Below are 24,200 nucleotides of genomic sequence, written 5' to 3' on the forward strand. Positions count from 1 at the left end.
GTCAAATTCATGCGCAAGGGCGAACTGACCCGTGCAGCCATCCTCGACGTGGCGCTGGACCTGTCCAGCCGCGACGGCCTGGAGGGCCTGACCATTGGGCTGCTTGCGGACAAAATGAACATGAGCAAGTCGGGTGTGTTTGCCCACTTTGGCTCGCGCGAAGACTTGCAGATGGAAGTGCTGAAGCTCTACCACTATCGTTTCGAGCAAGAAGTCTTTTTCCCCAGCATGAAAGAGCCACGCGGCATCCAGCGCTTGCAATCGATGTTTGCGCGCTGGGTCAAGCGGGTCAGCGTGGAAATCGCTTCCGGCTGTATCTATATCAGCGGCGCCGTCGAGTATGACGACCGTCCCGGTCCTATTCGTGAAGCCCTCGTGGCCATGGTGCGGGCCTGGCAGGGCGCGCTGTTGCGCTGTGTCGAGCAATCGATCGCCACGGGCGACCTGAAAGCGGACACGGACGCCCAGCAGTTGGTGTACGAGATGTATGGCCTGATCCTGGCCCTGCATCACGACGCGCGTTTCCTGCGCGTGCCGGGCAGCATCGAACGGGCGCAAGCGGGCTTTATTCGCCTGCTGGCGTCGTATCAGAATTCCGTCACAAGCAAATAAGCCATCAGGCAGTATCCGCAACAACGCATACGCAGTTCACAAGTACAACACTTTAGCTAATCGCCTTCAGGAGAAAATTATGGGTCAATACGTCGCGCCAATCCGGGATATGCAATTCGTCCTGCATGAGTTCCTGCAAGTGGAAGAAGAACTGAAGCAAATGCCGTCGTACGCCGACGTCGACGCCGACATCATCAACCAGGTACTGGAAGAGGGCGGCAAGTTCACTTCCGAAGTATTGTTCCCGCTGAATCACTCCGGCGACCGCGAAGGCTGCCACCACGATCCCGTCACTAAAAGCGTGACCACGCCTAAAGGCTTTAAAGAAGCCTACAAGCAGTACGTCGAAGGCGGCTGGGCGGCCTTGGCTTGCGATCCGGAATACGGCGGCCAGGGCTTGCCGGTCGTGCTGAACAATTCGTTCTATGAAATGCTGAACTCGTCGAACCAGGCCTGGTCCATGTACCCGGGCCTGTCGCACGGCGCCTACGAGTGCCTGAAGGAACACGGCACCGACCACCAGAAGGAAGTGTATCTGCCGAAACTGGTGTCGGGCGAATGGACGGGCACCATGTGCCTGACCGAACCGCACTGCGGCACCGACCTGGGCCTGCTGCGCTCGAAAGCGCTGCCTGAGGCGGACGGTTCCTGGACCATCACCGGCAACAAGATCTTCATCTCGGCCGGCGAACATGACATGGCGGAAAACATCCTGCACCTGGTGCTGGCCCGCGTGCCGGACGCGCCGGAAGGCTCGAAAGGCATCTCGCTGTTCCTTGTACCGAAATTCCTGCCGAACGCGGATGGCACGGTCGGTGAGCGCAACCCGATCACCTGCGGCGCCATCGAAGAAAAAATGGGCATCCACGGCAATTCGACCTGCCAGATGAATCTGGACGGCGCGAAAGGCTGGATCATCGGCCAGCCGAACAAGGGCCTGAACGCCATGTTCGTCTTCATGAACGCGGCCCGTCTGGGCGTGGGCATGCAGTCGCTGGGCCTGACGGAAATCGCCTACCAGAACGCGCTGATCTACGCCAAGGACCGCACGCAAATGCGTTCGCTGTCCGGCATCAAGAACCCGGAACTGCCGGCCGACCGCATCATCGTGCACCCTGACGTGCGCCGCATGCTGTTGACGGGCAAAGCCTACGCCGAAGGCGCGCGCGCTTTCACTTCCTACGTGGCGCTGCAGATCGACCGTGAACTGCACCACCCTGACGCCGACGTGCGCAAGGAAGCGGCCGACGAAGTGGCGCTGCTGACGCCCGTCATCAAGGCCTTCATCACCGATAACGCCTGGATCGCCACTTCGGACGCGATGCAAGTGTTCGGCGGCCACGGCTACATCTCGGAATGGGGCATGGAGCAGTATGTGCGTGATGCACGCATCAACATGATCTACGAAGGCACGAACACGATCCAGTCGCTCGATCTGCTGGGCCGCAAGATCCTCGGTGACAACGGCGCCAAGCTGCGCAAGTTCGGCGAAAAGATCAAGGCTTTCGTCGAAGACAACGGCACCGATGAAGCGATGAGCGAATTCGTCACGCCACTGGGCGACCTGGGCGACAAAGTCACCAAGCTGACCATGGAAATCGGCATGAAGGCATTCCAGAACCCTGACGAAGTGGGCGCGGCATGCGTGCCTTACCTGCGCGTCGTCGGCCACATGATCTACAGCTACCTGTTCGCGCAGATGGCCAAGATCGCCCTCGAAAAAGAATCCAGCGGCGACAAGTTCTACACCGCCAAACTGGCTACCGCACGTTTCTACTTCGCCCGCTTGCAGCCTGAGACGGCAACCCTGATCCGTCAGGCGCGTTCCGGTTCGGCCAACCTGATGGCACTCGACGCAGACCTGTTCTAAGACTTGAGGAAAATATGACCAATTTCATCGTTAAAAAAGTAGCCGTCCTCGGCGCCGGCGTGATGGGCGCGCAGATCGCCGCCCATTGCATCAACGCGAAAGTGCCGGTCGTGCTGTTCGATCTGCCGGCCAAGGAAGGTCCGAAGAATGGCATCGTGCTGCGCGCCATCGAGAACCTGAAAAAGCTGTCGCCTGCCCCGCTGGGTAACAAGGATGACGCCGCGCTGATCCAGGTCGCCAACTACGAAGACAACCTGGACCTGCTGGCCGGTTGCGACCTGATCATCGAAGCCATCGCCGAGCGCATGGACTGGAAACATGACCTGTACCAGAAGGTGGCTCCGCACATCGGCCCGAACGCGATCTTTGCCTCGAACACCTCGGGCCTGTCGATCACCAAGCTGGCCGAAGGCTTCGACGCCGACCTGAAATCGCGCTACTGCGGCGTGCACTTCTTCAACCCGCCGCGCTATATGCACCTGGTCGAAATCATCCCGACCGAGTTTACCAAGCCGGAAATCGCCGACCAGCTGGAAGGCTTCCTGACCACCACCCTGGGCAAGGGCGTGGTCCGCGCCAAGGACACGCCGAACTTCATCGCCAACCGCGTTGGCGTGTTCGGCATCCTGGCCATCGTGCACGAAGCCGAGAAATTCGGCCTGTCCGTGGACGTCGTCGATGACCTGACGGGCTCCAAGCTGGGCCGCGCCAAGTCGGGCACCTTCCGCACGGCGGACGTGGTCGGCCTGGACACCATGGGCCATGTGATCAAGACCATGCAGGACTACCTGCCGAACGATCCCTTCGCTGCCGTCTACAAGACGCCGGCCGTGCTGGCGCAGCTGGTGGAAAAAGGCGCGCTGGGCCAGAAGAGCGGCGCGGGCTTCTACAAGAAAGTCGGCAAGGAGATTCAACGCCTCGATTTCGCCACCGGTGAATACGTGGCCGGCGGCGCCAAGGCTGCCGACATCATCGCCCGCATCCTGAAAGAAAAGGATCCGGTCAAGAAGATGAAGGCGCTGCGCGAATCGACGAATCCGCAAGGCCAGTTCCTGTGGGCGATCTTCCGCGACGCTTTCCACTACATCGCCATCCACCTGGATACCGTGGCCGACAATGCGCGCGACATCGACTTCGCCATGCGCTGGGGCTTCGGCTGGAACGTCGGTCCGTTTGAAACGTGGCAGGCATCGAACTGGCTGCAAGTGGCCAACTGGGTCAAGGAAGACATCGACGCCGGCCACGCGCTGTGCAACGCACCGCTGCCAGCCTGGGTCTTCGAAGGGCCGGTCGCTGAAAAAGGCGGCGTGCACACGCCGGAAGGCTCCTACTCCGCCGTGTCGAACAGCTTCGTGCCACGTTCGACCCTGGCCGTGTATGACCGCCAGCCGTTCCGCGCGCCGGTACTGGGCAGCGGCGCCATCGACGGCAAGACCGCCGGCACCACCGTCTTCGAAGACGAATCCGTGCGCGTCTGGCATACGGGTGACGATGTCCTGATCATCTCGTTCAAGACCAAGATGCACGTGATCGGCGAAGGCGTGATTAATGGACTCAAACTCGCATTAGCGGAAGCGGAAAAGAACTTCAAAGGTCTGGTGATCTGGCATGCCGACGCAGCCGAAGGCGGTGCCTTCTCGGCCGGCGCCGACCTGCAATCGGCCTTGCCGGCCTTCATGCAAGGCGGCGTGAAAGCCGTCGATCCGATCATCGCGGAACTGCAGAACACCTTCATGTCGCTGAAATACGCGAACGTGCCGGTCATCGCCGCGGTCGCTGGCCTGGCCCTGGGCGGCGGTTGCGAGCTGGCGTTGCACTCCTCGAAGCGCGTGGCCTCGATCGAGTCCTACATCGGCCTGGTGGAAGTGGGCGTGGGCCTGATTCCTGCCGGCGGCGGCTTGAAGGAAGCGGCGCAGCGCGCCTACAAGGAAGCCAAGGGTAACGACATCCTGCAATTCCTGAAAACGGGCTTCACCAATGCGGCCACCGCCAACGTGTCGAAATCGGCGCTGGAAGCCAAAAAAATGGGCTACCTGAAAGAAGACGACGTGATCGTGTTCAACGCCTACGAGTTGCTGCACGTGGCCAAGGTCGAAGCGCGCGCCATGTTCGACGCGGGCTTCCGTCCGCAACTGCCGTCGCTGATCCAGGTCACGGGCCGTTACGGCTGGGGCACCATCAAGGCGCAGCTGGTCAACATGCGCGACGGCGGCTTCATTTCGGCGCACGATTTCAAGCTGGGCGAGATGATCGCCGAGATCGTATCGGGCGGCGACGTGGACCAGGGCAGTTTCGTCAGCGAGCAGTGGCTGCTGGATATGGAACGCAAGGCATTCCTGGAGCTGTTGAACCATCCGAAAACCCAGGAACGGATCATGGGCATGATGCAAACCGGTAAGCCGGTACGCAACTAAGCCTGACGTCGATGACGATCCTGTCCATTATTTTTAAAGTATTGCTGCGCGTGAGGCCAAGCATGGTGTATGACCGTATCAAACAACAGATGATGGACACCTTGCCCTTCGTGCGGCTGCTGGGGATCAGCATCGACGACATCGGCGCCGGCACCTCGAAGGTGTCGATGCCGGAAGATCCAAAACTGAATAATCACCTGGGCACGCAGCATGCGGGCGCCTTATTTACCCTGGCCGAAACGGCTTCCGGCGCGGCCATGGCTGGCGGCTTCGCCGAGCTCATTATGGGCTTGCGCCCGGTGGCCAAGGAGTCGCGCATCCAGTACCAGAAGGTGGCCCGGGGCGCGACGCGCGCCGAAGGCCGGGTACCGGGCGACCTGGCTGCCTTGAAGGCGCAGCTGGCGCAGGATGGCAAGGTGGCGTTTCCCGTGGAAGTCGATATTTTCGATTCCGAAGGCACGCTGGCGGCACAGGTGACGGTGGACTGGTATTTGTCGCAGAAGCGATAGGCCAGCATCCCGGACATTCGACAGAACACGAACCTCGTTCAACATCTTTGAAAGCATAAAATGAGCAAACAACTTCAAGACGCGTACATCGTCTCTGCAACCCGCACCCCGATCGGCAAGGCGCCGCGCGGCATGTTCAGAAACACCCGCCCGGACGACCTGCTGGTGCGCGTGCTGCAATCGGCCCTGGCGCAAGCACCTGGCCTGGACCCTGCATTGATCACCGACGCCATCATCGGCTGCTCGTTCCCGGAAGCGGAGCAGGGCTTCAATATCGCGCGTAACTCGGTGCTGCTGGCCGGCTTGCCGAAAACCGTCGGCGGCGTCACCGTCAACCGTTACTGCGCTTCGGGCATCACGGCCATCGCCATGGCCGCCGACCGCATCCGCGTGGGCGAAGCCGACGTCATGATCGCCGGCGGCATCGAATCGATGTCGATGGTACCGATGATGGGCCACCACCCATCGATGAACCTGGACATGTTCAGCGACGAGAACATCGGCATGGCCTATGGCATGGGCCTGACGGCCGAAAAAGTGGCGCAGCAATGGAAAGTGTCGCGCGAACAGCAGGACGCGTTCTCCGTTGAATCGCACCGCCGCGCCATCGCCGCGCAGCAAGCCGGTTTCTTCAAGGCGGAAACGACGCCCGTGGAAATCATCACGCGCACGCCGAACCTGGCTACCGGTCAGGTCGACGTGAGCCGTCGCACCGTCGACACCGACGAAGGCGCGCGCGCCGATTCGTCGATGGAATCGCTGGCCAAGCTGAAGCCCGTCTTCGCCGCCAAGGGTTCCGTCACGGCCGCCAACAGCTCGCAGATGTCCGACGGCGCCGGTGCGCTGCTGATCGTCAGCGAAAAAATCCTGCGCGAGCACAACCTGACCCCGCTGGCGAAATTCTCCTCGTTCGCCGTGCGCGGCGTGCCGCCGGAAATCATGGGCATCGGTCCTAAATTCGCCATTCCGGCAGCGTGCGCCGCCGCCGGCATCACGCAAGATCAGCTGGACTGGATCGAGCTGAACGAAGCGTTTGCCGCGCAAGCCTTGGCCGTCATCGGCGACCTGGGCCTGGACCCATCGAAGGTCAATCCGATGGGCGGCGCGATCGCCCTGGGCCACCCGCTGGGCGCCACCGGTGCCATCCGCGCCGCGACCGTGATCCACGCACTGCAGCGCACCAAGCAGAAGTACGGCATGGTCACCATGTGCGTGGGCGCCGGCATGGGCGCGGCAGGAATCTTCGAGCGCGTCTGATCTGCCGGGCGTCGTGACGTAAGAGGTCAGATTAGGTTGGTCAAACTTGGGCGCTGGGGATACCTCGGCGCCCTTTATCTTTTTGGAGATGACATGGATATTTTGTGCAGCAAGAGCGAGGGCATTCTGACCCTGGAATTCAACCGCCTGGAACGCAAGAATGCGATCACGGGCGCCATGTACCAGACCCTGGCCGACGCGCTGGTGGCGGCCGAGACAGACGATGAAGTACGCGCCATCCTGATCTGCGGCAAGCGCGAGATTTTCACGGCCGGTAACGACCTCGATGACTTCATGAAGACGGCGCGCCCGAAGGATGGTTCGCTCGACCATGACCGTCCCGTGTTCCAGTTCATGCGCGCCCTGTACGGCAGCAGCAAGCCCGTGGTGGCGGCCGTCTCCGGCCCGGCCATTGGCATCGGCACCACCTTGCTGATGCACTGCGACCTCGTCTACGCGGCCGACAATGCCAGCTTCTCGATGCCGTTCACGCAACTGGGCCTGTGCCCGGAATTCGGCTCCAGCCTGCTGCTCACGCAACTGGCCGGTTACCCGCGCGCGGCGGAAAAGCTGATGCTGGGCGAGTCTTTCCCGGCGAGCGAAGCGCTGGAAATGGGCCTCGTGTCGAAAGTCGTGCCCCTGTACGACCTGATGACGTACGCGCAAGGCCAGGCCGCCAAGCTGGTAGCCCTGCCGGCCGCCTCCATCCGCGCCACCAAGCGCTTGATGAAACAAAGCCGCATGGAGCCGATGAAGGCGGCCATCGCCGAGGAAAACAAACTGTTCAGCGCCATGCTGGGCGGCGCCGAAGCGAAGGAAGCGTTTACGGCCTTCTTTGAAAAGCGCAAGCCGGATTTCAAGAAGTTTGCCTAAGCTGACTGCCGGGGGCAGCCCCCCCCTAGCCGTGAGAGCAAACCTCTGCGTTAGCGGCCTCGAGGGTCTGACCCCAACATTTTCTTCCGGGTTCAATTTAATCTAGACGACTGGTCTAATTGTGCTACAATGCTTCGCATGAAAGCTGAATACACCGACGTGCGCCAGCACATTATCGACCAGGGCAAGGCCATCATCACGCGCAAGGGCTTTGCCGGCGTGGGACTGAATGAGATTTTGTCTGCCGCCGACGTGCCCAAGGGGTCGTTCTACCATTACTTCAAGTCCAAGGAATTGTTTGGCGAGGCGATGCTGGAAGATTACGTCACCGGCTACCTGGACGAAATGGAGCTCGTGCTGGGCCAGCCGGGCCAGAGCGCGGCGCAGTCGCTGATGGCGTATTGGGCCAGCTGGACGAGCGCAAGCCTCGATGGCAGCGGTTGCGACTGCCGTTGCCTGGTGGTCAAGCTCAGCAGCGAAGTGGCGGATATGTCGGAACCGATGCGCGTGGCGCTGCTCGATGGCACCCACCGCATCATCGCCAGGCTGGCGCTGGCCATCGCGCGGGGCAGGGTGGACGATACCCTGCCATCGGTGGCCGATCCGGCGCAGATGGCTGCCACCTTGTACCAGCTGTGGTTGGGCGCGGCGATGCTGACCAAGCTGCGGCGCGACGCCAGCGCCTTGCAAACGGCATGGCGGGCGACGCTGTCCATGCTGCAGTTGCCGCCGGATCAATAAGGACGCTAGGTACGCGGATGGCAAACGTCCGCGGTTTTTTGAATTTTACTCTAGACGACCAGTCTAATAATGAGGGAGCAGCAGCATGAAGAATTTTGAATTCCATAATCCAACGAAGATTGTGTTCGGCGCCAATACCATCGCCAAATTGTCCACGCTGGTGCCGCACGATGCGCGCGTGCTGATCTTGTACGGCGGCGCCAGCGCGGAAAAGACGGGCACCCTGGCCGAAGTGCGCGCTGCGCTTGCGCAGGGCCAGCGCAGCGTGCAGGAGTTTGGCGGCATCGAACCCAATCCCAGCTATGAAACCCTGATGCGCGCCGTGGCGCAGGTGCGCAGCGAAAAGCTGGACTTCCTGCTGGCCGTCGGCGGCGGCTCCGTGATCGACGGCACCAAGTTCGTCGCTGCCGCCGCCCTGTACGATGGCGAGCCGTGGGAAATCGCCGAGCGCGGCGGCGCCAATGTGCAGCGCGCCCTGCCGTTCGGCACGGTGCTGACCTTGCCGGCCACGGGATCGGAAATGAACAGCGGCGGCGTGGTGACGAAAAAAGCCACGCATGACAAGCTGAGTTTTCGCAATCCGCTGCTGTACCCGCAGTTTTCCGTGCTCGACCCGAGCAAAACCTTTACCTTGCCGGCCACGCAGGTGGCCAATGGCCTGGTCGACGCCTTTGTCCACACGACGGAACAGTATCTGACCTATCCGGTGCAGGCGAAGGTGCAGGACCGCTTTGCCGAAGGCTTGCTGCAAACCCTGGTCGAGATCGCGCCGCAGGCCATCGCCTCGCCCGACGATTACGATACCCGCGCCAATCTGATGTGGACGGCCGCCCTGGCCCTGAATGGCCTGATCGGCGCCGGCGTGCCGCAGGATTGGGCCACCCACATGATCGGCCACGAATTGACGGCCCTGTACGACATCGACCATGCGCGCACCCTGGCCCTGGTGTTGCCGGCTCTGCTGGACGTACAGCGCGAGCAGAAACGCGGCAAATTGCTACAGTATGGCGAACGTGTCTGGAACATCACCAGCGGCAGCGACGACGAGCGCATCGATACTGCCATCGCGCGAACCCGCGCCTTCTTCGAAGGCCTGGGCATCCCGACCCGTTTGTCGGCCTATCAGCTGGGCCAGGAAGCGGTGGAAGCGGTACTGACGCAACTGGAAGCACATGGCATGACCTCCCTCGGCGAACACCGCGATATCGACCTCGCGCGCAGCCGCCGTATCCTCGAAGCAGCACTGTAACCCTGACATAAAAGGAAACAACATGAACATCCTGATGGTACTGACCTCGCACGATCAACTGGGCGACACTGGCAAGAAAACCGGCTTCTGGCTGGAAGAATTCGCCGCGCCCTACTATGCGCTGCAAGAAGCGGGCGCGAAGCTGACGGTCGTCTCGCCGCTGGGCGGCCAGCCGCCGCTCGACCCGAAAAGCGACGAGCCGGATTCGCAAACGGACGCCACGCGCCGCTTCAAGCAGGACGCCGATGCGCAAGCCGTGCTGGCCAACACAGGCAAGCTGGCCGACGTGAAGGCGGCCGACTTTGACGCCGTGTTTTACCCGGGCGGCCATGGCCCGCTGTGGGACCTTGCCGAAGACCGGCACTCGATCACGCTGATCGAACAGATGATTGCCGCCGGCAAGCCCGTTGCCGCCGTCTGCCACGCACCGGGCGTGCTGCGCCACGTGAAGGCTGTCGATGGCGCGCCGCTGGTGCGTGGCAAGCAAGTGACAGGCTTTACGAATACCGAGGAAGACGCCGTCGGCTTGACGGCCATCGTGCCTTTCCTGGTCGAGGACATGCTCAAGGAAAATGGCGGCGTCTACTCGAAGCTGGGCGACTGGCAGCCGTACGCCGTCACCGATGGCTTGCTGGTCACGGGCCAGAATCCCGCATCGTCGGAAGCGGCCGCCCAGGCGCTGCTCAAGCTGCTGGCCTGATGCCAGGGTAGGGCGTCCGGCCGCTGGTCGTCACACGGCATTGTGTGTGGCGACCATGCCCGCCAGGATCAGGCTGACCGAGGCGTGCCATTGCGTCTCGCTGGCCGGCCTGCCGGCCAGCGCATAGCCGTGCAGGAAATCGACGAGCGCATCATGCCCGCGCAGCCGGGATTTTTTATTCAGCGCGAGACCCTCGACGGCAAGCTCGAACAGGGCCGTAAACCGCTCGGCCACATCGGCTTGCGTCACCAGCCCGCGCGCCATCAGGCGCACGAAATATGGCGTGGCGCTGACCAGTTCCAGGTACAGCGCGCACAGCGCGAGCAGGCGTCGTGGCGCTGCCTGGCGCCGCGTGAATGGCGGCTGCTGCGGATCGAGCGCGGCAAAACGCTGCACCATCAACGCTTGCAATAATTCCTCTTTCCCGGCGTAGTAGTGATACAGGGCCATGGCATCGACGCCCAGGCTGTGCGCCAGCGCGCGCATGGAGAACGCTTCGCCTTTTTCTTCCAGCAGGGCCAGGGCCGCCTGCAGGATGCTGGCGTTGTCCAGCGCGGGCGCGGCGCGACGCGGACGCCCGGCGCGGCGCACGGGAGATGCCACGGCTTGAAGTTTTGGGGTTTTCATGGGCATAATTCTACACCGTAGAATTAAATCAAGGAGCATCCATGCAAAAAACTTTCGTCAGCGTTTTTCTCGGCATCAGCCTCGATGGCTGCATCGCGGGAGAAAACGGCGACCTGTCCTGGCTGACCGAACTGGCGCCCGACTCGCCCGACGCCACCGGCTACACGGCCTTGATGGAGCAGGTCGATACCCTGCTGATCGGGCGCACCACGTATGACGCCGTGCTGGGTTTTGAGCCGTGGCCGTATGCGGGCAAGCGCGTGGTGGTCCTGAGCCGCCGCGACTTCGCGCCGCGCCATGGCGAGCAGCGCCGCGCAGGCAGCGTGCGGGCAGTGCTGGAGGGACTGGCAGAGGAGGGGTGCCGTCACGTGTATCTCGATGGCGGCGCCGTCATCCGTGCCGGTTTGCGCGAGGGCGTCATCGACAGCCTGACCCTGTCCGTGCTGCCCGTGGTGCTGGGCAAGGGCGTGCGCCTGTTCGAGGACGGCTTGCCGCGCAGCGACTGGCGCCTGGACCACACGCGCCAGTTGCCGAGTGGCGTGGTGCAGCTACGCTATCGCAAAAACTAGCCAGCGCTGGCCAGGTCGACGATGAAGCCTGTGTCAAAACGTTCGTTTTCCGGCGTGCCGTCCGGCCGCTTGTAGCCGCAGGGGTTGCACACGACGCGGCAGTCCTGGATGCGGTAGTCGAGCGAGGCGTGCATGTGGCCATGCACCCACAGGTCGGCCTGCGCCACCAGCGCGTCCAGCTGCGAGGCGAAGGCGGGCGAGCCGAGATTGGTCGCGTATTGCTCTTCCACCGACTGCATCGATGGCGCCATGTGCGTGATGACGACCGTCTTGCCATCGAACGGTTGCGCCAGTTGCTGTTCCAGCCAGGCGCGATGCTGCGCGTGCAGCTGCGCCGTGTCGGCCGCGCACAAGAGACGCGGCGTGTCGCCGCCCGTGCTGATGCGCTTGTAGTCGGGCATGTAGCTTTGCGCCGCGTTCAAGGCTTCCTCGTACCTGTCGGCGCCGAAGAGTAAAAAATCCGTCCACAGCGTGATGCCGAGAAAACGCACGCCGTTCAAGACCACGGCGTCGCCGTCGAGCAATCGGATGTTGGCGCCCTGTGTATTCGCGCTGGCGCAGGCGTCGCGCACGGCGTCCTGCATGTGTTCGAGCTGGTGGCCATAACCCTCGTGGTTGCCATGTACGTACAGCACGGGCAGGGCGCCGAAGGTGCGCGCGGCCCACGCGATGGCATTGTTGCCCGTGTCGATGTCGCCGGCCAGGATCACCACGTCGGGACGGCAGGCGGCAAGGTCGATGGCGGGCGTGTCGTCACCCCAGACTTCCAGGTGCAGGTCGGACAGGATCAGCAAACGCATGGCAGGAGGCGCGGCATGGCGCACGGCAGTGAATGGGCCTCTATCGTAGCGCAAGTCGCCACGCCCGTCTGCTTGACCGCGCGCGGGGGCGACGTTACCCTGTGGCATCGATTACCGCACACTCATTACTGGAGCCGCATGCCGCCTTTCTTCCTTTCCAAGACCTTGCTCAGCATCGCGCTGGCCGCCATGGCGCTGCCGTTTTCCGCGCATGCCGCCACGCCCGCCGTCGATCCCTTGACGCAGCCGATTGCCTCGCCGTATGCGGCGCAATGGAACCGCCCGCAGCAGCCGGCGCGCATCCACGGCGACACGTATTACGTGGGCGTGGGCGGCTTGAGCGTGGTGCTGATCGACACGCGCGAAGGTTTGATCCTGATCGATGGCGCGCTGCCGCAATCGGTGGCCGCCATCAAGGAACATATCCTCGAGCTGGGCTTTCGCCTGGAAGACATCAAGTTCATCCTGAATACGGAAGCGCATTTCGACCATTCGGGCGGCATCGCCGCCCTGGCCCGCGACAGCGGCGCGCAAGTGGTCGCCAGCCCGCTGGGTGCGCAGGCGCTGCGCGCGGGTTCGGTGCTCGCCATGGACCCGCAAGCGGGCGAAATCGACCCCATGCCGGCCGTGGAAAACGTGCGCGAGATCGCCGATGGCGAAACCTTGCAACTGGGCGACGTGACCGTCACGGCGCGCTACACGCCTGGCCATACGCCGGGCAGCACCAGCTGGACCTGGGTGTCGTGCGAGGATGCGGAGCGTCAGGACTGCCTGAACGTGGTGTTCGGCGCCAGCCTCACGCCGGTGGCGGCCGACGATTTTCACTACCTGGGCGATGAACGCCATGCGGACCTGACGCCGGCCTTCCGCCGCGTCATGCAGGACTTCGCCAAACTGCCGTGCGACATCCTGATCTCGGCCCACCCCGACCACTCGGGCGGCGATCGCAAGCTGACGCAATTGCTGGAAGGCGTCACGCCGAATCCCTTCATCGATGCGCAGGCGTGCAGCAACTACGCTGCCAAGAATGAAGCCAAGCTCGAAGCGCGCATCGCCAAGGAAAAAGCCATGGCTGGCGAGACTGCGACAAAATAACAACGTTGGCGCATGTGCCATGAAAAGCGGTTGACGCACTGCTGCATCCGGCGCAGAATCGTCATCCGCAGTGCAGATCAACCACACAAAAGAAAGGAAACCCATGTTCGAGCAGGCTGGCAGCAAGTTGACTTACCACTAGCCCCGCGCATGACGCTCGGGGCCAACGGCAGCATTGCCGATCCCGAGCCGGTGTCCTTCAAACCCCGGTGAGGAAACTCGCCGGGGTTTTTTGTTTTGCACGACTGGGTTGAAAGGAAACAGCATGAAAATCAAAGTAAAAGCCGCGCCCAAGCCGCGCAATCCGCTGGTGGCCGCCGCCAGGCTGCGCGGCGGCGCCGGCGCGCACCAGTCGGAAGTGTCGCCGCGCGTGGCGCGCCGGGCCGGCAAGCACCGCCTGCAGCAATGGCTGGCGGGCCGCCTCAAGGCTGACGATTAGCGGGCCGGCAGGTCAATGATGAAGTTCGGATCAAAAGCGGGATTTTGCGGCGCGCCGCTGCGCGTCTTGTAACCGCAGGGGTTAGCTACGACGCGGCACTGGTCGATGCGGTAGTCGCGCGAAGCATGGATATGACCATGCACCCACAGGTTCGCCCGCGCAGCCAGTTCGTCCAGGCGCGAGGCATAGGCGGGCGAACATCCTTCGCTGCCGTAGGCATCGTCGACCGACAGCAGCGACGGTGCCATGTGGCTGATGACGACGGTGCTGCCGTCGAATGGCTGCGCCAGTTCGCGCGTTAGCCACGCTTTTTGCTGCGCGTGGAACATGGCCGTATCGGCCGCACGCAGCTTGCGAAAGCCCATGTTGGCCAGGCGGATGCGCTTGTAGTCGTTCATGACGGCTTCCGCGTCGCGCATGGCCGCCTGGCGCGTGTCGTCGCCCAGCAGGCGGAAATCCGTCCACAGGGTGGCGCCCAGGAAGCGCACAGCGTGGCCTGCCTGGTCGGTGATGACGTGCGTGCCGCAGTCGAGGAAATGCACGTTCTGCGTGCTGGCGCAAGCCGCGTGGAGTTCCTGGCGCACCTTGTCGAGGTGGTGGCCATAGCCTTCGTGGTTGCCATGCACGTACAGCACGGGCAGTCCCGCGAATGCACTGGCGGCCCAGGCCACGGCGCGGGCGCCCGTGTCGATATCGCCGGCGAGGATCACGGCGTCGGGGCAGCTGAGCGCGAGGTCGCCCTGCGGCGCTTCGTCGCGCCATAACTCATGGTGCAGGTCCGACAGAATCAATAAACGCATGCGGCATCCAGGCGATTGGAGAGTACGCCATCGTACCTGAAAACCCTCACTCTTCCTCCAGCGCGGCGAAGCTGTGCGCCAGGTAGTCGAGCAGCGCGCGCACGGCAGGCAGCAGACCGCGCCGCGACGGGAACACGGCGTGGATGATTTCGCGCTGCGGCCGCCACTGCTCCATCAGCGGCAGCAGGCTGCCATCGGCCACCTGTTCCGTGATCATCATGGTCGGCAGCTGCACCACGCCCACGCCGGCCACGGCCGCGTCGCGCAGGGTCAGCATGTCGCCCGTGACGAAGCGCGGCACGTGGCGCAGCTGGGCGCGCGCGCCATCGGGGCCGTGCAAATCCCACTGGTAGTGCTGTTGCGGCGTGCCCAGGGCCAGGCTGGGCCAGTCGGACAGGTCGGCCGGCGCCTTCGGCAAGGCCGCGCCGGCGAACAGCAGCGGGCTGCCTACCATGCACTGGCCCCGTTCGGCCAGCACGCGCAATACCAGATCGCTGTCGGGTAGCGGAGGCGGACGCACGCGGATGGCCACGTCGATACCCTCGGCCACCAGGTCGACGCGGCGGTTGTTCGCTTCCAATAGCAGAGTCACTTGCGGATGCTCGCGCATGAAACCGGCCAGCATGGGGGCGACCAGCGAGTGCAGCAGAGCGATGGGGCAGGACAGGCGCACCGTGCCGCGCGGCGCCGCGCGCGTCAGTTCGATCGCTTCCTGCGCCGCCTCCGCCTCCACCAGCATGGCCTTGCAATGCTCGTAAAACGTCTGCCCCACATCGGTGACGGAAAAATGCCGCGTCGTGCGTTGCAGCAGGCGCGCGCCGAGCCGCTCTTCCAGCAGCGCGATGCGCCGGCTCAGTTTTGATTTCGGCATGCCCAGCGCGCGCCCGGCCGGCGCGAAACCACCATGGTCGACTACCTGCACAAAGTAATACAAGTCATTCAGGTCCTGCATGTCGCCTCCTTGATCGTTCTATTTATGGAACGCTGATGGCATATTTTACCGTCTACCGCCTTCATCGTTGCAAGCGTATTCTGTCTTCATCGTAATGCAAACCCCAACAGGAGATCGAGATGAACAAAGTCACAGGTATCTACAGCGCACCCCGCCAGCATTGGGTCGGCGACGGTTTCCCCGTGCGCTCGATGTTTTCGTATAACGGCCATGGCAAGCAGCTGAGCCCCTTCCTGCTGCTCGACTATGCCGGTCCTGCCGAATTTGCGCCCGGCACCCGTCCGCCCGGCGTCGGTTCGCATCCGCACCGCGGCTTTGAAACGGTGACCATCGTCTACAAGGGCGAAGTGGCGCACCGCGATTCGACGGGCCAGGGCGGCGTGATCGGCCCCGGCGACGTGCAGTGGATGACGGCCGGCGCCGGCATCCTGCATGAAGAGTTTCACTCGCCTGCCTTCACGCAGTCGGGCGGCACGCTGGAAATGGTGCAGCTGTGGGTGAACCTGCCGGCGAAAAACAAGATGACGGCGCCCGGCTACCAGGCCATCACCAGCGACACGATTCCCACAGTGGCGCTGCCCGATGATGCCGGTTCCGTGCGCGTGATCGCCGGCGACTTCGCTGGCCAGCATGGACCCGCCCGCACGTTCTCGCCGATGCAGGTGTGGGACATGCGCCTGGCCCAGGGCAAGCTGACGGAGCTGCCCGTGACCCGAGGCTGGAGCACGGCGCTGATCGTTTTGCACGGCACGGTGCTGGTCAATGGCGAGAGCGTGGTGCGCGAAGCGCAGATGGCGCTGTTCGAGCGCGATGGCGACAGCATCACCATCGAAGCGAACAACGACGCCGTGGTACTGCTGCTGAGCGGTGAGCCGATCGAGGAACCCATCGTCGGCCACGGTCCCTTCGTCATGAACACCGAGGCGGAAATCGCGCAGGCGTTCGAGGATTTCAACAGCGGCCGCTTCGCCCGTATCGCGACGTAATTTGTGCAGTGAATTTGTGTAGTACCCATGCCGCATCCCGCGGCATGGTTTTTCAGGAGACCACCATGAGCACCCCCGCCAACTTCCAAGGTTTGCCACCGATGATCGATCCCGACGATGCCGTCATGCTGCTGATCGACCACCAGAGCGGTTTGTTCCAGCTGGTGCGCGACATCGAGCAGCACGTGCTGCGCGGCCACGTCACGGCGCTGGCCAAGCTGTCGCGCCTGGCCAACATGCCGACTTTTACCACCGCGTCCGTGCCCGACGGTCCGAACGGCCCCTTGATCCCGGAAATCCACCATTTCAACCCGGACGCCGTCTACATCCCGCGCACGGGCCAGATCAACGCCTGGGACAATCCGGCCTGGGTCGAAGCCATCGAAAAGACGGGCCGCAAGACCCTGCTGATCGCCGGCACGCTCACCAGCGTGTGCATGGCCTTCCCGACCATCAGCGCGCTGGCGGCCGGCTACAAGGTGTTCGCCATCATCGATGCCTCGGGCAACTGGTCGAAGATGGCCACCGACATTACCATGGCGCGCGTGACGCAGGCGGGCGCCGTGCCGATCGACACGTACGCCGTGCTGGCTGAAGTGATGAGCACCTGGAACCGCGCCGACGCGATGGAATTCGCCGCCATCATGACCGACCATATCGTGCCGCCATACCGCGCCCTGATCGAAAGCTACGACAAGGCGCAGGGCGTGCAAAAGAATGGCCGCGAAACCAAGCTGGAAATCCTCGAAGCGGCCGGCAAGGGCTGACCGTCGCTACGGCGCTTCGTAGCTGTTGCGTATCGCCGCCAGTACGCCGCGCTGTTCCAGGTGCGTGATGGCGGCGTTCAGGCGCGCCAGGTCGCCGGCGCTGGTCGTGCGCGCATTGAGCATCAGGTGCACGGGGGCGCGCAGGACGAGGAAGGGCAGGGTGCGCAAGGCAACGCCCTGCAGGCGCGCTTCGTGGCGCACGGCCAGCACGTCGCCCAGCAGCAGGTCGGCGCGGCCCGCGTCAAGCATGCGCACGCCTTGCTGGAAACTGCCGAATGCATTCAGGCGGCCGGCCTTTTCCAGCGCCGGCCGGGCCGCCGCGTATTGCGCGCCATACCAGCCCACCTTGGGCGCCAGCAAGGTCGCGTTGCCGCGCGCGAGCTGCGCGAAGCTGGCGATCTGCTGGTGGTTGCCGGGCGAGCCGGATTTGCTGAAGACGCCCACGGCTTCATCGCGGTACGAGAGGGAAAAGCGCGCATAGGACTGGCGTTCCGGCGTCTCGGACGCGGCCAGCATCAGGTCCAGCCCCCCTTTCTGGAACAGCAGCTGGCGCCGCGCCGTGGGCAGCTCCGGCACGGTGACCAGGGTGCAGCGGGCTTCCTTGAAAATGGCCTTCAGCAATTCCAGGTCCAGGCCCGTATGGCGGCCCTGGGCATCGCGGTAGACATACGGCGGCCACTGCTCCAGCGCCATCGTCATGCGGCAAGCTACGGCGGGCAGGGCAGATACGCCGAGCACTGCCGCAAACAGGAGATGGCGCATGCGCATAAGGGGGCTTCCTGGAGTTTCAACTTGCTATTCAATTTGCCAGAATGGCCACGGAAGTCAAGGGCTGCGGCGGCTGAAGGCCGGCCTGGTTCGCATTTCCTCGATGTTTGCGCGTTTTTTGCCGCTTTCCCCCATGGGTGTCGGCTCCGGCGTGGCGAACACCGTGCAGTGTAATCGGCTATAGTGACGCGGTGCCACCACTGCCCCGCAAAGGAAGACCGCTTGACTGCCCCGCTCGAGATCGCCGCCAATGTATTGATGACTGCCTCCATCATCCTGGCCGGACGCAATAATATTCATTCCTGGTGGATCGGCATGGTCGGCTGCGTGCTGTTTGCCGTGCTGTTTTTCCAGGTCAACCTGTACGCCGACGTGATGCTGCAACTGTTTTTCATCGTCACCTGCGTTATAGGCTGGATGCAATGGCGGCGCGGCGCCGGCGGCAAGCCGTTGCCGATCACGCGCACGGGTTGGCGCAGCCTGGCCTGGGTGGTGCCGGCCGGCATCGTCTCCGTGGCGATCTACGGCATGCTGCTGCACCGCTTCACGAATGCCTACGCGCCGTTCATCGATTCGGCAGTGTTGGTATTTAGCATCATCGCGCAATTCCTGCTGATGAGCCGACGCATCGAAACCTGGGCTTTCTGGTTGCTGGTCAACACCGTGGCCGTGCCGCTGTACTACAGCCGCGGCCTGCACCTGACGGCCGTGCTGTATGCGGCCTACTGGGTCAACGCCGTGATTTCCTGGTACTGGTGGAGCGTGCAGGCACGCCGCGCGGCGCAAGCGCCTGCAGTGATTGCCGACGCCTGATCTTGCCTTACACCAAGTCCTTAGATTCAAATCGTATATACAATCAATTTTTAATTCGTTCACGCGATAAAGACACCGGGATATAGTGGCCTTTCCCCGCTTACCGGTGTCTTTTATGTTGCGTTTTACCCTTTCTGCCTGTTTTTACGCCGCCCCGCACCAGCTGACCATGCAATGCATGGCGCAGTGGATGCCGGTGCGTGCCCGTCCACGCATCCCTTAAGTCAATCCATCCGTTTCGTTGTCGTCTGCCCGTAGGCCCACCCGGTCTGCGTGCCCCTGCTCGGCCTTTTTTATCGGAAAAAGGCTGCAATCCCAATAAGAGGAAACCATGTTCAAACCACTCGCCATCAGTCTTGCCATCGCCGCCGCCTTTCCCGCCGTTTCCACCATCGCCCATGCCGAGGACGACATGCTGCGCGTGAACGTCACCGGATCGAATATCCGCGTCAGCGAAAAGGAGGGCGCCAGCGCCGTGCAAGTCATCACGGCCAAGGAATTGAAAGCCAGCGGCAAGACCAGCGTGTCGGACGTGCTGCGCGCCATCTCCGCCAACAGCGGCAACAGCTACAACGAACAATATACGGGCAGTTTCTCGGCCGGCACCTCGGGCCTGTCGCTGCGCGGCATCGGCCAGCAAAACACCCTGATCCTCGTGAATGGCCGCCGCGTGGCCAGCTACGCCACGGCGCAGGATTTGCAGCAGACCTTCGTTGACCTGAACAGCCTGCCGATGGCGGCCGTGCAGCGCATCGAGGTGCTCAAGGATGGCGCCTCGTCCGTGTATGGCTCCGACGCCGTGGCCGGCGTGGTCAACATCATCCTGTACAAGGAATTCACGGGCACGGACATCACGGCGCAATGGGGCGGCTCGACGCAAGGCACGGGCCAGCATGAAAAGAGCGCGGCGCTGCAAACGGGTTTCGGCAAGCTCGAGGAAGATGGCTACAGCGTGGTCTTCTCGGTCGACGCGCAGCAGCGCGACAAGCTGCAGCAAAGCGACGTGGCCTGGCTGCGCGACGCCGATTACCGCCAGCAGCAGCGCGGCAGCCTGGGCTGGGCTGCCACGAATTACGCCGGCAACGATCCTACGCAGACCCTCGGCGGCGTGCGCGGCCCGCTGCAACTGGTGCCATACAACGATATCAATCCCGATCGCAGCGGCCAGGTGCTGGCCTACAATCCGGCGCCGTATAAGACGCTGATTCCGGGCATCCAGCGCATCCACTCGTCGCTGCGCGGCACCCTCAAGCTGAACGCGGACACGGAAGCCTATGTCGATTTGCTGCACAGCTATTCGCGCGCCGACCAGACCTTCAGCGCGCCGCTGACGGTGAATAACGCCACGCGCGTGTGGAATAACAGCACCAAGCTGCTCGACACCATTCCCGTGGTGCTGCCCGTGGGCCATCCGAACAATCCGGGCACGACGCCCTTGCCGTTCACGGCCACCCTGTTCGACCTGGGACCGCGCCTGAAACAGGACCGCGTCACCTTTTACCGTGCGCTGGCCGGCGCCAAGGGCACCTGGGCGGGCTGGGACTGGGATACGGCCGTGGCCCATTCCAGCAGCAAGCTGGAGGAAACGGTGCAGAACTTCGTCAACCGCTACGAATTCCAGAAAGTGCTGGCCGACGGCAGCTACAATTTCTTCGACCAGTCGCAAAACAGCGAAGCGGTGCGCAACCGCCTGCGCCTGTCGACCCTGCGCCCGGCCGAATCGACGCTCGACACGCTCGACTTCTCGGCGGCCAAGGATATCTGGGACTTGCCCGCCGGCCCGCTGGGCTTTGCCGCCGGTGCCCAGTGGCGCCGCGAAAAGATGGATTCGCAAACCTCGACGGCCGTGCTGTCGGGCACGGAACTGCGCCCCGCACTCAATATCATCAACGGCTCGCGCAATGTGTCGGCCCTGTTTGCCGAATTCAATGTACCCGTCGTCAAAGACCTGTCCGTCAACGTGGCGGGACGCGCCGACCATTACAGCGACTTTGGCAATGCGTTTTCGCCGAAGGCCAGCGCGCGCTACCAGGCGGCGCCATGGTTGTTGCTGCGCGGCACCGTTTCACGGGCCTTCCGCGCGCCGTCGCTGCCGGAAATCACCGACAGCACGGCCGTCAGCTATACCGGCGTGATCGATGCCCGCGATCCGCTGACGCCGACGCAGTCGCGCGGCGTGACGGTGATGACCATCGCCAATCCGAACCTGCGCCCCGAGCGCTCGAAAAACCTGAACCTGGGCGTGGTGGTCTCTCCCACCAGCAGTTCGAGCATCGGCCTCGATTACTACCGCATCAAGCAGGATGGCGTGATCGGCACGGCCAGCGCCACCACCATTCTCGAGAATGAAGGCACGGCGCCGCAACAGATAACGCGCGGTGCCGATGGGCGCATCACGACCCTGTATCGCCAGTTCCGCAACCAGGGTCAGCGCGAAGTGTCGGGCATCGATATCGACCTGCGCCAGCGCTTCGTCGACAAGGACTGGGGCAAGCTGACCCTGGCCGGCCAGTTGAGCCGCGTGCTGCGCTTTGCCGAACCGCTGTCCGATGGCGCGCCGCTGACCGATGGCGCCGGCACCAATTACTTCGGTTCCATCCCGAAATGGCGCGGCGTCTCGTCGGCCACCTGGGAACAGGGCAAGTGGTCGTCGACTCTGACCTGGAACTACGTGGGCAGCTATGCGCAGCAGCAGCACCTCGACGAATCGGTGGCCGCCTTCAGCACGTTTGACGTGACCAGCACCTGGCAGGTGACGCCACAGGCAAACGTCACCTTCATCGTGCAAAACCTGGCCAACAAGCGCGCGCCCTGGGACTATGCCTCCACCGGCTTTGACTTTACCCAGGCCGATCCGCGTGGACGCGTCGCGGCGCTCAAGCTGAACTACAAGTTCTAACCGCCCGCCGCCTGCCGCTGGCCCGTCTGCTCCTGCAGGCGCTGGCGGTAGGCGCTGGGGGGAACGCCCATGCGTTCGCGAAAGGCGGTGGCGAAGTTGCCCGCGTTGTGAAAGCCGATCAGCAGGGCGATATCCTGCACGTCGATGTCCGTCTGCTGCAGCAATTCCACGCCGCGGGCAATGCGCGCTTCGCGGATGAAGGCAAACACCGTCATGCCCGTCTGCTCGCGGAACATCAGGGTCAGCTTTTCGCGGTAGGTGCCCACGCTGCGGGCGATTTCGGACAGGTTGGGCAGGCTGCCCAGGTTGTCGAGAATGAGTTGCTTGACGGCATTGACGAAGACCAGGTCGGGATGTTGCAGCTTGTCGCTGATCGGCGTCGCCGCCGGCAGGGTACTGTTGCTTTTACGCATCAAACCCAGGTGGATATGGATGCGCGCGGCCAGTTCTTCCGGCGTGAACGGCTTCGAAATGTAGTCGACGCCCCCCACCTGCAAGCCCATGATGCGTTCCTTGGCGGCATCGGCACCGCTGAGAAAGATCACGGGTATCTGTTCCGTTTCGGGATTGGCCTTGAGCAAACGGCAGGCCGTGTAGCCATCCATCTCGGGCATGCGCACATCGAGCAGGATCAGGTCGGGATGCGTGGCCAGTGCCAGCTGGTAGCCCTGGTAGCCGTTGAACGCGATGCTGAAACGGTAGGGCTGCTCGCTGAGAAGCTCCATCAGCATGCGCTGCTCGAACGCGGAATCGTCCACGATCAAGATGTTCTTTTTGATGGTTTCGCTGGTCAATGGCATGGCATGGATGACTTAACCAAAAAGCAAGTTGTGGTTTATTATGCCCTGCTTTTTCTTTTTTTTCTGCTTTTCTCGTGTTTCAAAAGATGTTTCTCCGCCAGAAGAAGCGGCGATTTCCCAGATCGCTAATAATTCATTCATGCATTGATTTAAAGCAATGTCGATTGCCAAAAAATCTGTTTTGCCAATGCTGCAAAAAGTGCCGGAGTCCCCGGGTTCCTGACTCTCGGCGCAAGTATTCTGTCGTCCTGGTTTGCGTGCCCAAGAAAACGCCGGCAATACCGTGACTATCCTCGACGCCCCTCAAATTGGCGGGCTCATTAATGATGTTCCATCATCAGGAGGTATCATGTTGCGAGTTATTTTCCCCCGCCTTATCGTTGCTGCCAGCGTGGCTGTTGCCGCCACGGCGTTCCTGCCGCGTGGCGCCGACGCCGCCGTGTATCTGAATGGCAGCGCCAGCACCACCTTTGACGTCACCCTGAAAATCATCGCCAATTGCACCATCGCGGCGGCCAATCTCGACTTTGGCCAAAGTCAGGGTGTACTGGCTACTGCCGTGAACGTCAATACGACCGTGAACGTCACCTGCACCAATACCACGCTGTATAACGTGGGCCTGACGGCTGGCTCGGGCACCGGCTCGACCGGCACGACACGCTACCTGAGCGGCACTGGCGGCAACCTGGGGACGGTGCAATTCAATCTGTACCAGACGGCCGGCAGCACCTTGTGGGGCGATACCCAGGGCACGAATACCGTCGGCGGCACCGGCAATGGCTCTTCGCAGCCGATCACGGTGTACGGCAATATTCCGCCGCAGGCGACACCGGCGCCCGATACCTACAAGTCGACCATCACGGCCACCGTTTACTTTTAAGCCAGGCGCTGCGTGAAGGCCGGTGTTGCTTCCCTGATGAAAGGCGTGCTGGCGCTGCTGGTCTGCTGTGCCGCGGGCGCGCACGGCGCCAGTCTGCAGATTTCGCCAGTGACGCTCAATTTGCGCGCGGCGCAGAATGCGGCCGGCCTCAACCTGCAAAACCTCGGTGACCAGCCCATCTACGGGCAAGTGCGGGTGTTTGTCTGGGATCAGCGCGATGGCGAAGAAACGCTGGCGCCAACGCAGGAACTGGTGGCCAGTCCGCCGATCGTCGAAATCGCCGCCAACAGCCGGCAGACCATCCGCCTCGTGCGTGCCCAGGCTGGCCCTGTCGCGCAGGAAAAGACGTATCGCGTGCTCATCGATGAAGTCAGCCGCGAGGATGAGGCGGGCCGCAGTGGCGTCGATATCCGCCTGCGCTATTCGGTGCCCGTATTCGTGCTGCCGGCCGGTGCGCCGGGCAAGGAAGTGCTCGACTGGCAGGTTTTCCGCGAACAGGGCGAGTGGATGCTGCGTGTCAAGAACAGTGGCAATTTCCATGCGCAGATCGGTGCGATGACGTTGACGAACCAGGCGGGCAAGGAGTTTGTCATCAGCAAGGGGCTGTTTGGTTATGTCCTGGCGGCACGCATGCGCGTCTGGCGCCTGCCCGTTGCCAGGGAGGCCGAACTGGATGGGCCGTTGAGTATTGCGGTCAATGTGAATGCCAAGGCACTCATTGCCAAGAATTCGACACCTTGAACATGGCTGCCATGACGGGCCGGCTTGCCGCGCGCCTTG

25 protein-coding genes are annotated in these 24,200 nt (G+C 62.9%); 18 read left to right on the forward strand and 7 right to left on the reverse strand.

Annotation, left to right across the window (positions count from 1 at the left end; translation table 11 throughout):
* Positions 1–9: 9 nt before the first annotated feature.
* From CSQ93_RS13740 to CSQ93_RS13780, 9 genes are all read left to right on the forward strand, one after another.
* On the forward strand, positions 10–612 hold the full coding sequence (locus tag CSQ93_RS13740; protein ID WP_034753385.1) for a TetR/AcrR family transcriptional regulator: 603 nt from the start codon (positions 10–12) through the stop codon (positions 610–612).
* A gap of 79 nt (positions 613–691) precedes the next feature.
* Positions 692–2,482, forward strand: a complete 1,791-nt coding sequence (locus CSQ93_RS13745; protein WP_034753387.1) for an acyl-CoA dehydrogenase C-terminal domain-containing protein — start codon at positions 692–694, stop codon at positions 2,480–2,482.
* A 14-nt stretch (positions 2,483–2,496) separates the two neighbouring features.
* Positions 2,497–4,896, forward strand: coding sequence for a 3-hydroxyacyl-CoA dehydrogenase/enoyl-CoA hydratase family protein (locus CSQ93_RS13750; protein WP_099378510.1), 2,400 nt, complete (start codon positions 2,497–2,499; stop codon positions 4,894–4,896).
* Positions 4,897–4,958: 62 nt separating this feature from the next.
* A complete protein-coding gene (locus CSQ93_RS13755) occupies positions 4,959–5,405 on the forward strand; it encodes a PaaI family thioesterase (protein ID WP_099378629.1) in 447 nt (148 codons plus the stop codon).
* Between the two features lie 60 nt (positions 5,406–5,465).
* Positions 5,466–6,662, forward strand: coding sequence for an acetyl-CoA C-acyltransferase (locus CSQ93_RS13760; protein WP_099378511.1), 1,197 nt, complete (start codon positions 5,466–5,468; stop codon positions 6,660–6,662).
* Positions 6,663–6,755: 93 nt separating this feature from the next.
* Complete coding sequence (locus CSQ93_RS13765; protein ID WP_058050031.1) at positions 6,756–7,535, forward strand: enoyl-CoA hydratase; 780 nt, start codon at positions 6,756–6,758, stop codon at positions 7,533–7,535.
* A gap of 138 nt (positions 7,536–7,673) precedes the next feature.
* A complete protein-coding gene (locus tag CSQ93_RS13770; RefSeq protein ID WP_099378512.1) occupies positions 7,674–8,276 on the forward strand; it encodes a TetR/AcrR family transcriptional regulator in 603 nt (200 codons plus the stop codon).
* An 85-nt stretch (positions 8,277–8,361) separates the two neighbouring features.
* Positions 8,362–9,525 carry an iron-containing alcohol dehydrogenase gene (locus tag CSQ93_RS13775; protein WP_099378513.1) on the forward strand — a complete coding sequence of 388 codons (1,164 nt, stop codon included), beginning with the start codon at positions 8,362–8,364 and terminating at the stop codon, positions 9,523–9,525.
* A 22-nt stretch (positions 9,526–9,547) separates the two neighbouring features.
* Entirely contained in the window at positions 9,548–10,225 is a 678-nt protein-coding gene (locus tag CSQ93_RS13780; protein WP_099378514.1) for a type 1 glutamine amidotransferase domain-containing protein, read from the forward strand.
* 30 nt (positions 10,226–10,255) lie between these two features.
* On the opposite strand, the gene CSQ93_RS13785 is transcribed toward CSQ93_RS13780, so the two are convergent.
* On the reverse strand, positions 10,256–10,852 hold the full coding sequence (locus CSQ93_RS13785) for a TetR/AcrR family transcriptional regulator (protein ID WP_158301221.1): 597 nt from the start codon (positions 10,850–10,852) through the stop codon (positions 10,256–10,258).
* 41 nt (positions 10,853–10,893) lie between these two features.
* Between CSQ93_RS13785 and CSQ93_RS13790 the strand changes: the two genes are divergently transcribed.
* On the forward strand, positions 10,894–11,421 hold the full coding sequence (locus CSQ93_RS13790; RefSeq protein ID WP_099378516.1) for a dihydrofolate reductase family protein: 528 nt from the start codon (positions 10,894–10,896) through the stop codon (positions 11,419–11,421).
* Here the strand turns inward: CSQ93_RS13790 and CSQ93_RS13795 are convergent.
* Positions 11,418–12,275: a metallophosphoesterase family protein gene (locus CSQ93_RS13795; RefSeq protein ID WP_233516170.1), complete on the reverse strand. Its 858-nt coding sequence runs from the start codon at positions 12,273–12,275 to the stop codon at positions 11,418–11,420. The genes CSQ93_RS13790 and CSQ93_RS13795 overlap by 4 nt on opposite strands.
* Before the next feature lie 84 nt (positions 12,276–12,359).
* Here CSQ93_RS13795 and bla point away from each other — a divergent pair, with 84 nt between their 5' ends.
* Both bla and CSQ93_RS29215 read left to right on the forward strand, forming a co-directional pair.
* Positions 12,360–13,316, forward strand: a complete 957-nt coding sequence (gene bla, locus CSQ93_RS13800) for a subclass B3 metallo-beta-lactamase (protein WP_099378518.1) — start codon at positions 12,360–12,362, stop codon at positions 13,314–13,316.
* 265 nt (positions 13,317–13,581) lie between these two features.
* On the forward strand, positions 13,582–13,755 hold the full coding sequence (locus tag CSQ93_RS29215; protein WP_199534410.1) for a hypothetical protein: 174 nt from the start codon (positions 13,582–13,584) through the stop codon (positions 13,753–13,755).
* Here the strand turns inward: CSQ93_RS29215 and CSQ93_RS13805 are convergent.
* Both CSQ93_RS13805 and CSQ93_RS13810 read right to left on the reverse strand, forming a co-directional pair.
* Positions 13,752–14,555 carry a metallophosphoesterase family protein gene (locus tag CSQ93_RS13805; RefSeq protein WP_099378519.1) on the reverse strand — a complete coding sequence of 268 codons (804 nt, stop codon included), beginning with the start codon at positions 14,553–14,555 and terminating at the stop codon, positions 13,752–13,754. The two genes, CSQ93_RS29215 and CSQ93_RS13805, sit on opposite strands and share 4 nt — an antisense overlap.
* Positions 14,556–14,601: 46 nt before the next feature.
* Positions 14,602–15,507, reverse strand: a complete 906-nt coding sequence (locus CSQ93_RS13810) for a LysR family transcriptional regulator (protein ID WP_099378520.1) — start codon at positions 15,505–15,507, stop codon at positions 14,602–14,604.
* A 119-nt stretch (positions 15,508–15,626) separates the two neighbouring features.
* Between CSQ93_RS13810 and CSQ93_RS13815 the strand changes: the two genes are divergently transcribed.
* Positions 15,627–16,493, forward strand: coding sequence for a pirin family protein (locus tag CSQ93_RS13815; RefSeq protein ID WP_099378521.1), 867 nt, complete (start codon positions 15,627–15,629; stop codon positions 16,491–16,493).
* 65 nt (positions 16,494–16,558) lie between these two features.
* Positions 16,559–17,260: an isochorismatase family protein gene (locus CSQ93_RS13820; RefSeq protein WP_199534412.1), complete on the forward strand. Its 702-nt coding sequence runs from the start codon at positions 16,559–16,561 to the stop codon at positions 17,258–17,260.
* A 6-nt stretch (positions 17,261–17,266) separates the two neighbouring features.
* Here CSQ93_RS13820 and CSQ93_RS13825 read toward each other — a convergent pair whose 3' ends face one another.
* Complete coding sequence (locus CSQ93_RS13825) at positions 17,267–18,022, reverse strand: substrate-binding periplasmic protein (RefSeq protein WP_233516171.1); 756 nt, start codon at positions 18,020–18,022, stop codon at positions 17,267–17,269.
* Positions 18,023–18,250: 228 nt separating this feature from the next.
* Here CSQ93_RS13825 and pnuC point away from each other — a divergent pair, with 228 nt between their 5' ends.
* Complete coding sequence (gene pnuC, locus CSQ93_RS13830; RefSeq protein WP_099378523.1) at positions 18,251–18,841, forward strand: nicotinamide riboside transporter PnuC; 591 nt, start codon at positions 18,251–18,253, stop codon at positions 18,839–18,841.
* Positions 18,842–19,172: 331 nt separating this feature from the next.
* Positions 19,173–21,740: a TonB-dependent receptor gene (locus tag CSQ93_RS13835; RefSeq protein ID WP_199534413.1), complete on the forward strand. Its 2,568-nt coding sequence runs from the start codon at positions 19,173–19,175 to the stop codon at positions 21,738–21,740.
* Here CSQ93_RS13835 and CSQ93_RS13840 read toward each other — a convergent pair.
* Positions 21,737–22,540: a response regulator transcription factor gene (locus CSQ93_RS13840; RefSeq protein WP_099378524.1), complete on the reverse strand. Its 804-nt coding sequence runs from the start codon at positions 22,538–22,540 to the stop codon at positions 21,737–21,739. The two genes, CSQ93_RS13835 and CSQ93_RS13840, sit on opposite strands and share 4 nt — an antisense overlap.
* Positions 22,541–22,552: 12 nt before the next feature.
* Positions 22,553–22,819, reverse strand: coding sequence for a hypothetical protein (locus CSQ93_RS28840; RefSeq protein WP_158301222.1), 267 nt, complete (start codon positions 22,817–22,819; stop codon positions 22,553–22,555).
* Positions 22,820–22,889: 70 nt separating this feature from the next.
* On the opposite strand from CSQ93_RS28840, the gene CSQ93_RS13845 reads away from it, so the two are divergent.
* Complete coding sequence (locus CSQ93_RS13845) at positions 22,890–23,420, forward strand: Csu type fimbrial protein (RefSeq protein WP_099378525.1); 531 nt, start codon at positions 22,890–22,892, stop codon at positions 23,418–23,420.
* Between the two features lie 12 nt (positions 23,421–23,432).
* Positions 23,433–24,161: a fimbrial biogenesis chaperone gene (locus CSQ93_RS13850; RefSeq protein ID WP_233516172.1), complete on the forward strand. Its 729-nt coding sequence runs from the start codon at positions 23,433–23,435 to the stop codon at positions 24,159–24,161.
* Positions 24,162–24,200 lie beyond the last annotated feature (39 nt).

Source organism: Janthinobacterium sp. BJB426, assembly GCF_002735705.1.
Lineage (GTDB): Bacteria > Pseudomonadota > Gammaproteobacteria > Burkholderiales > Burkholderiaceae_D > Janthinobacterium.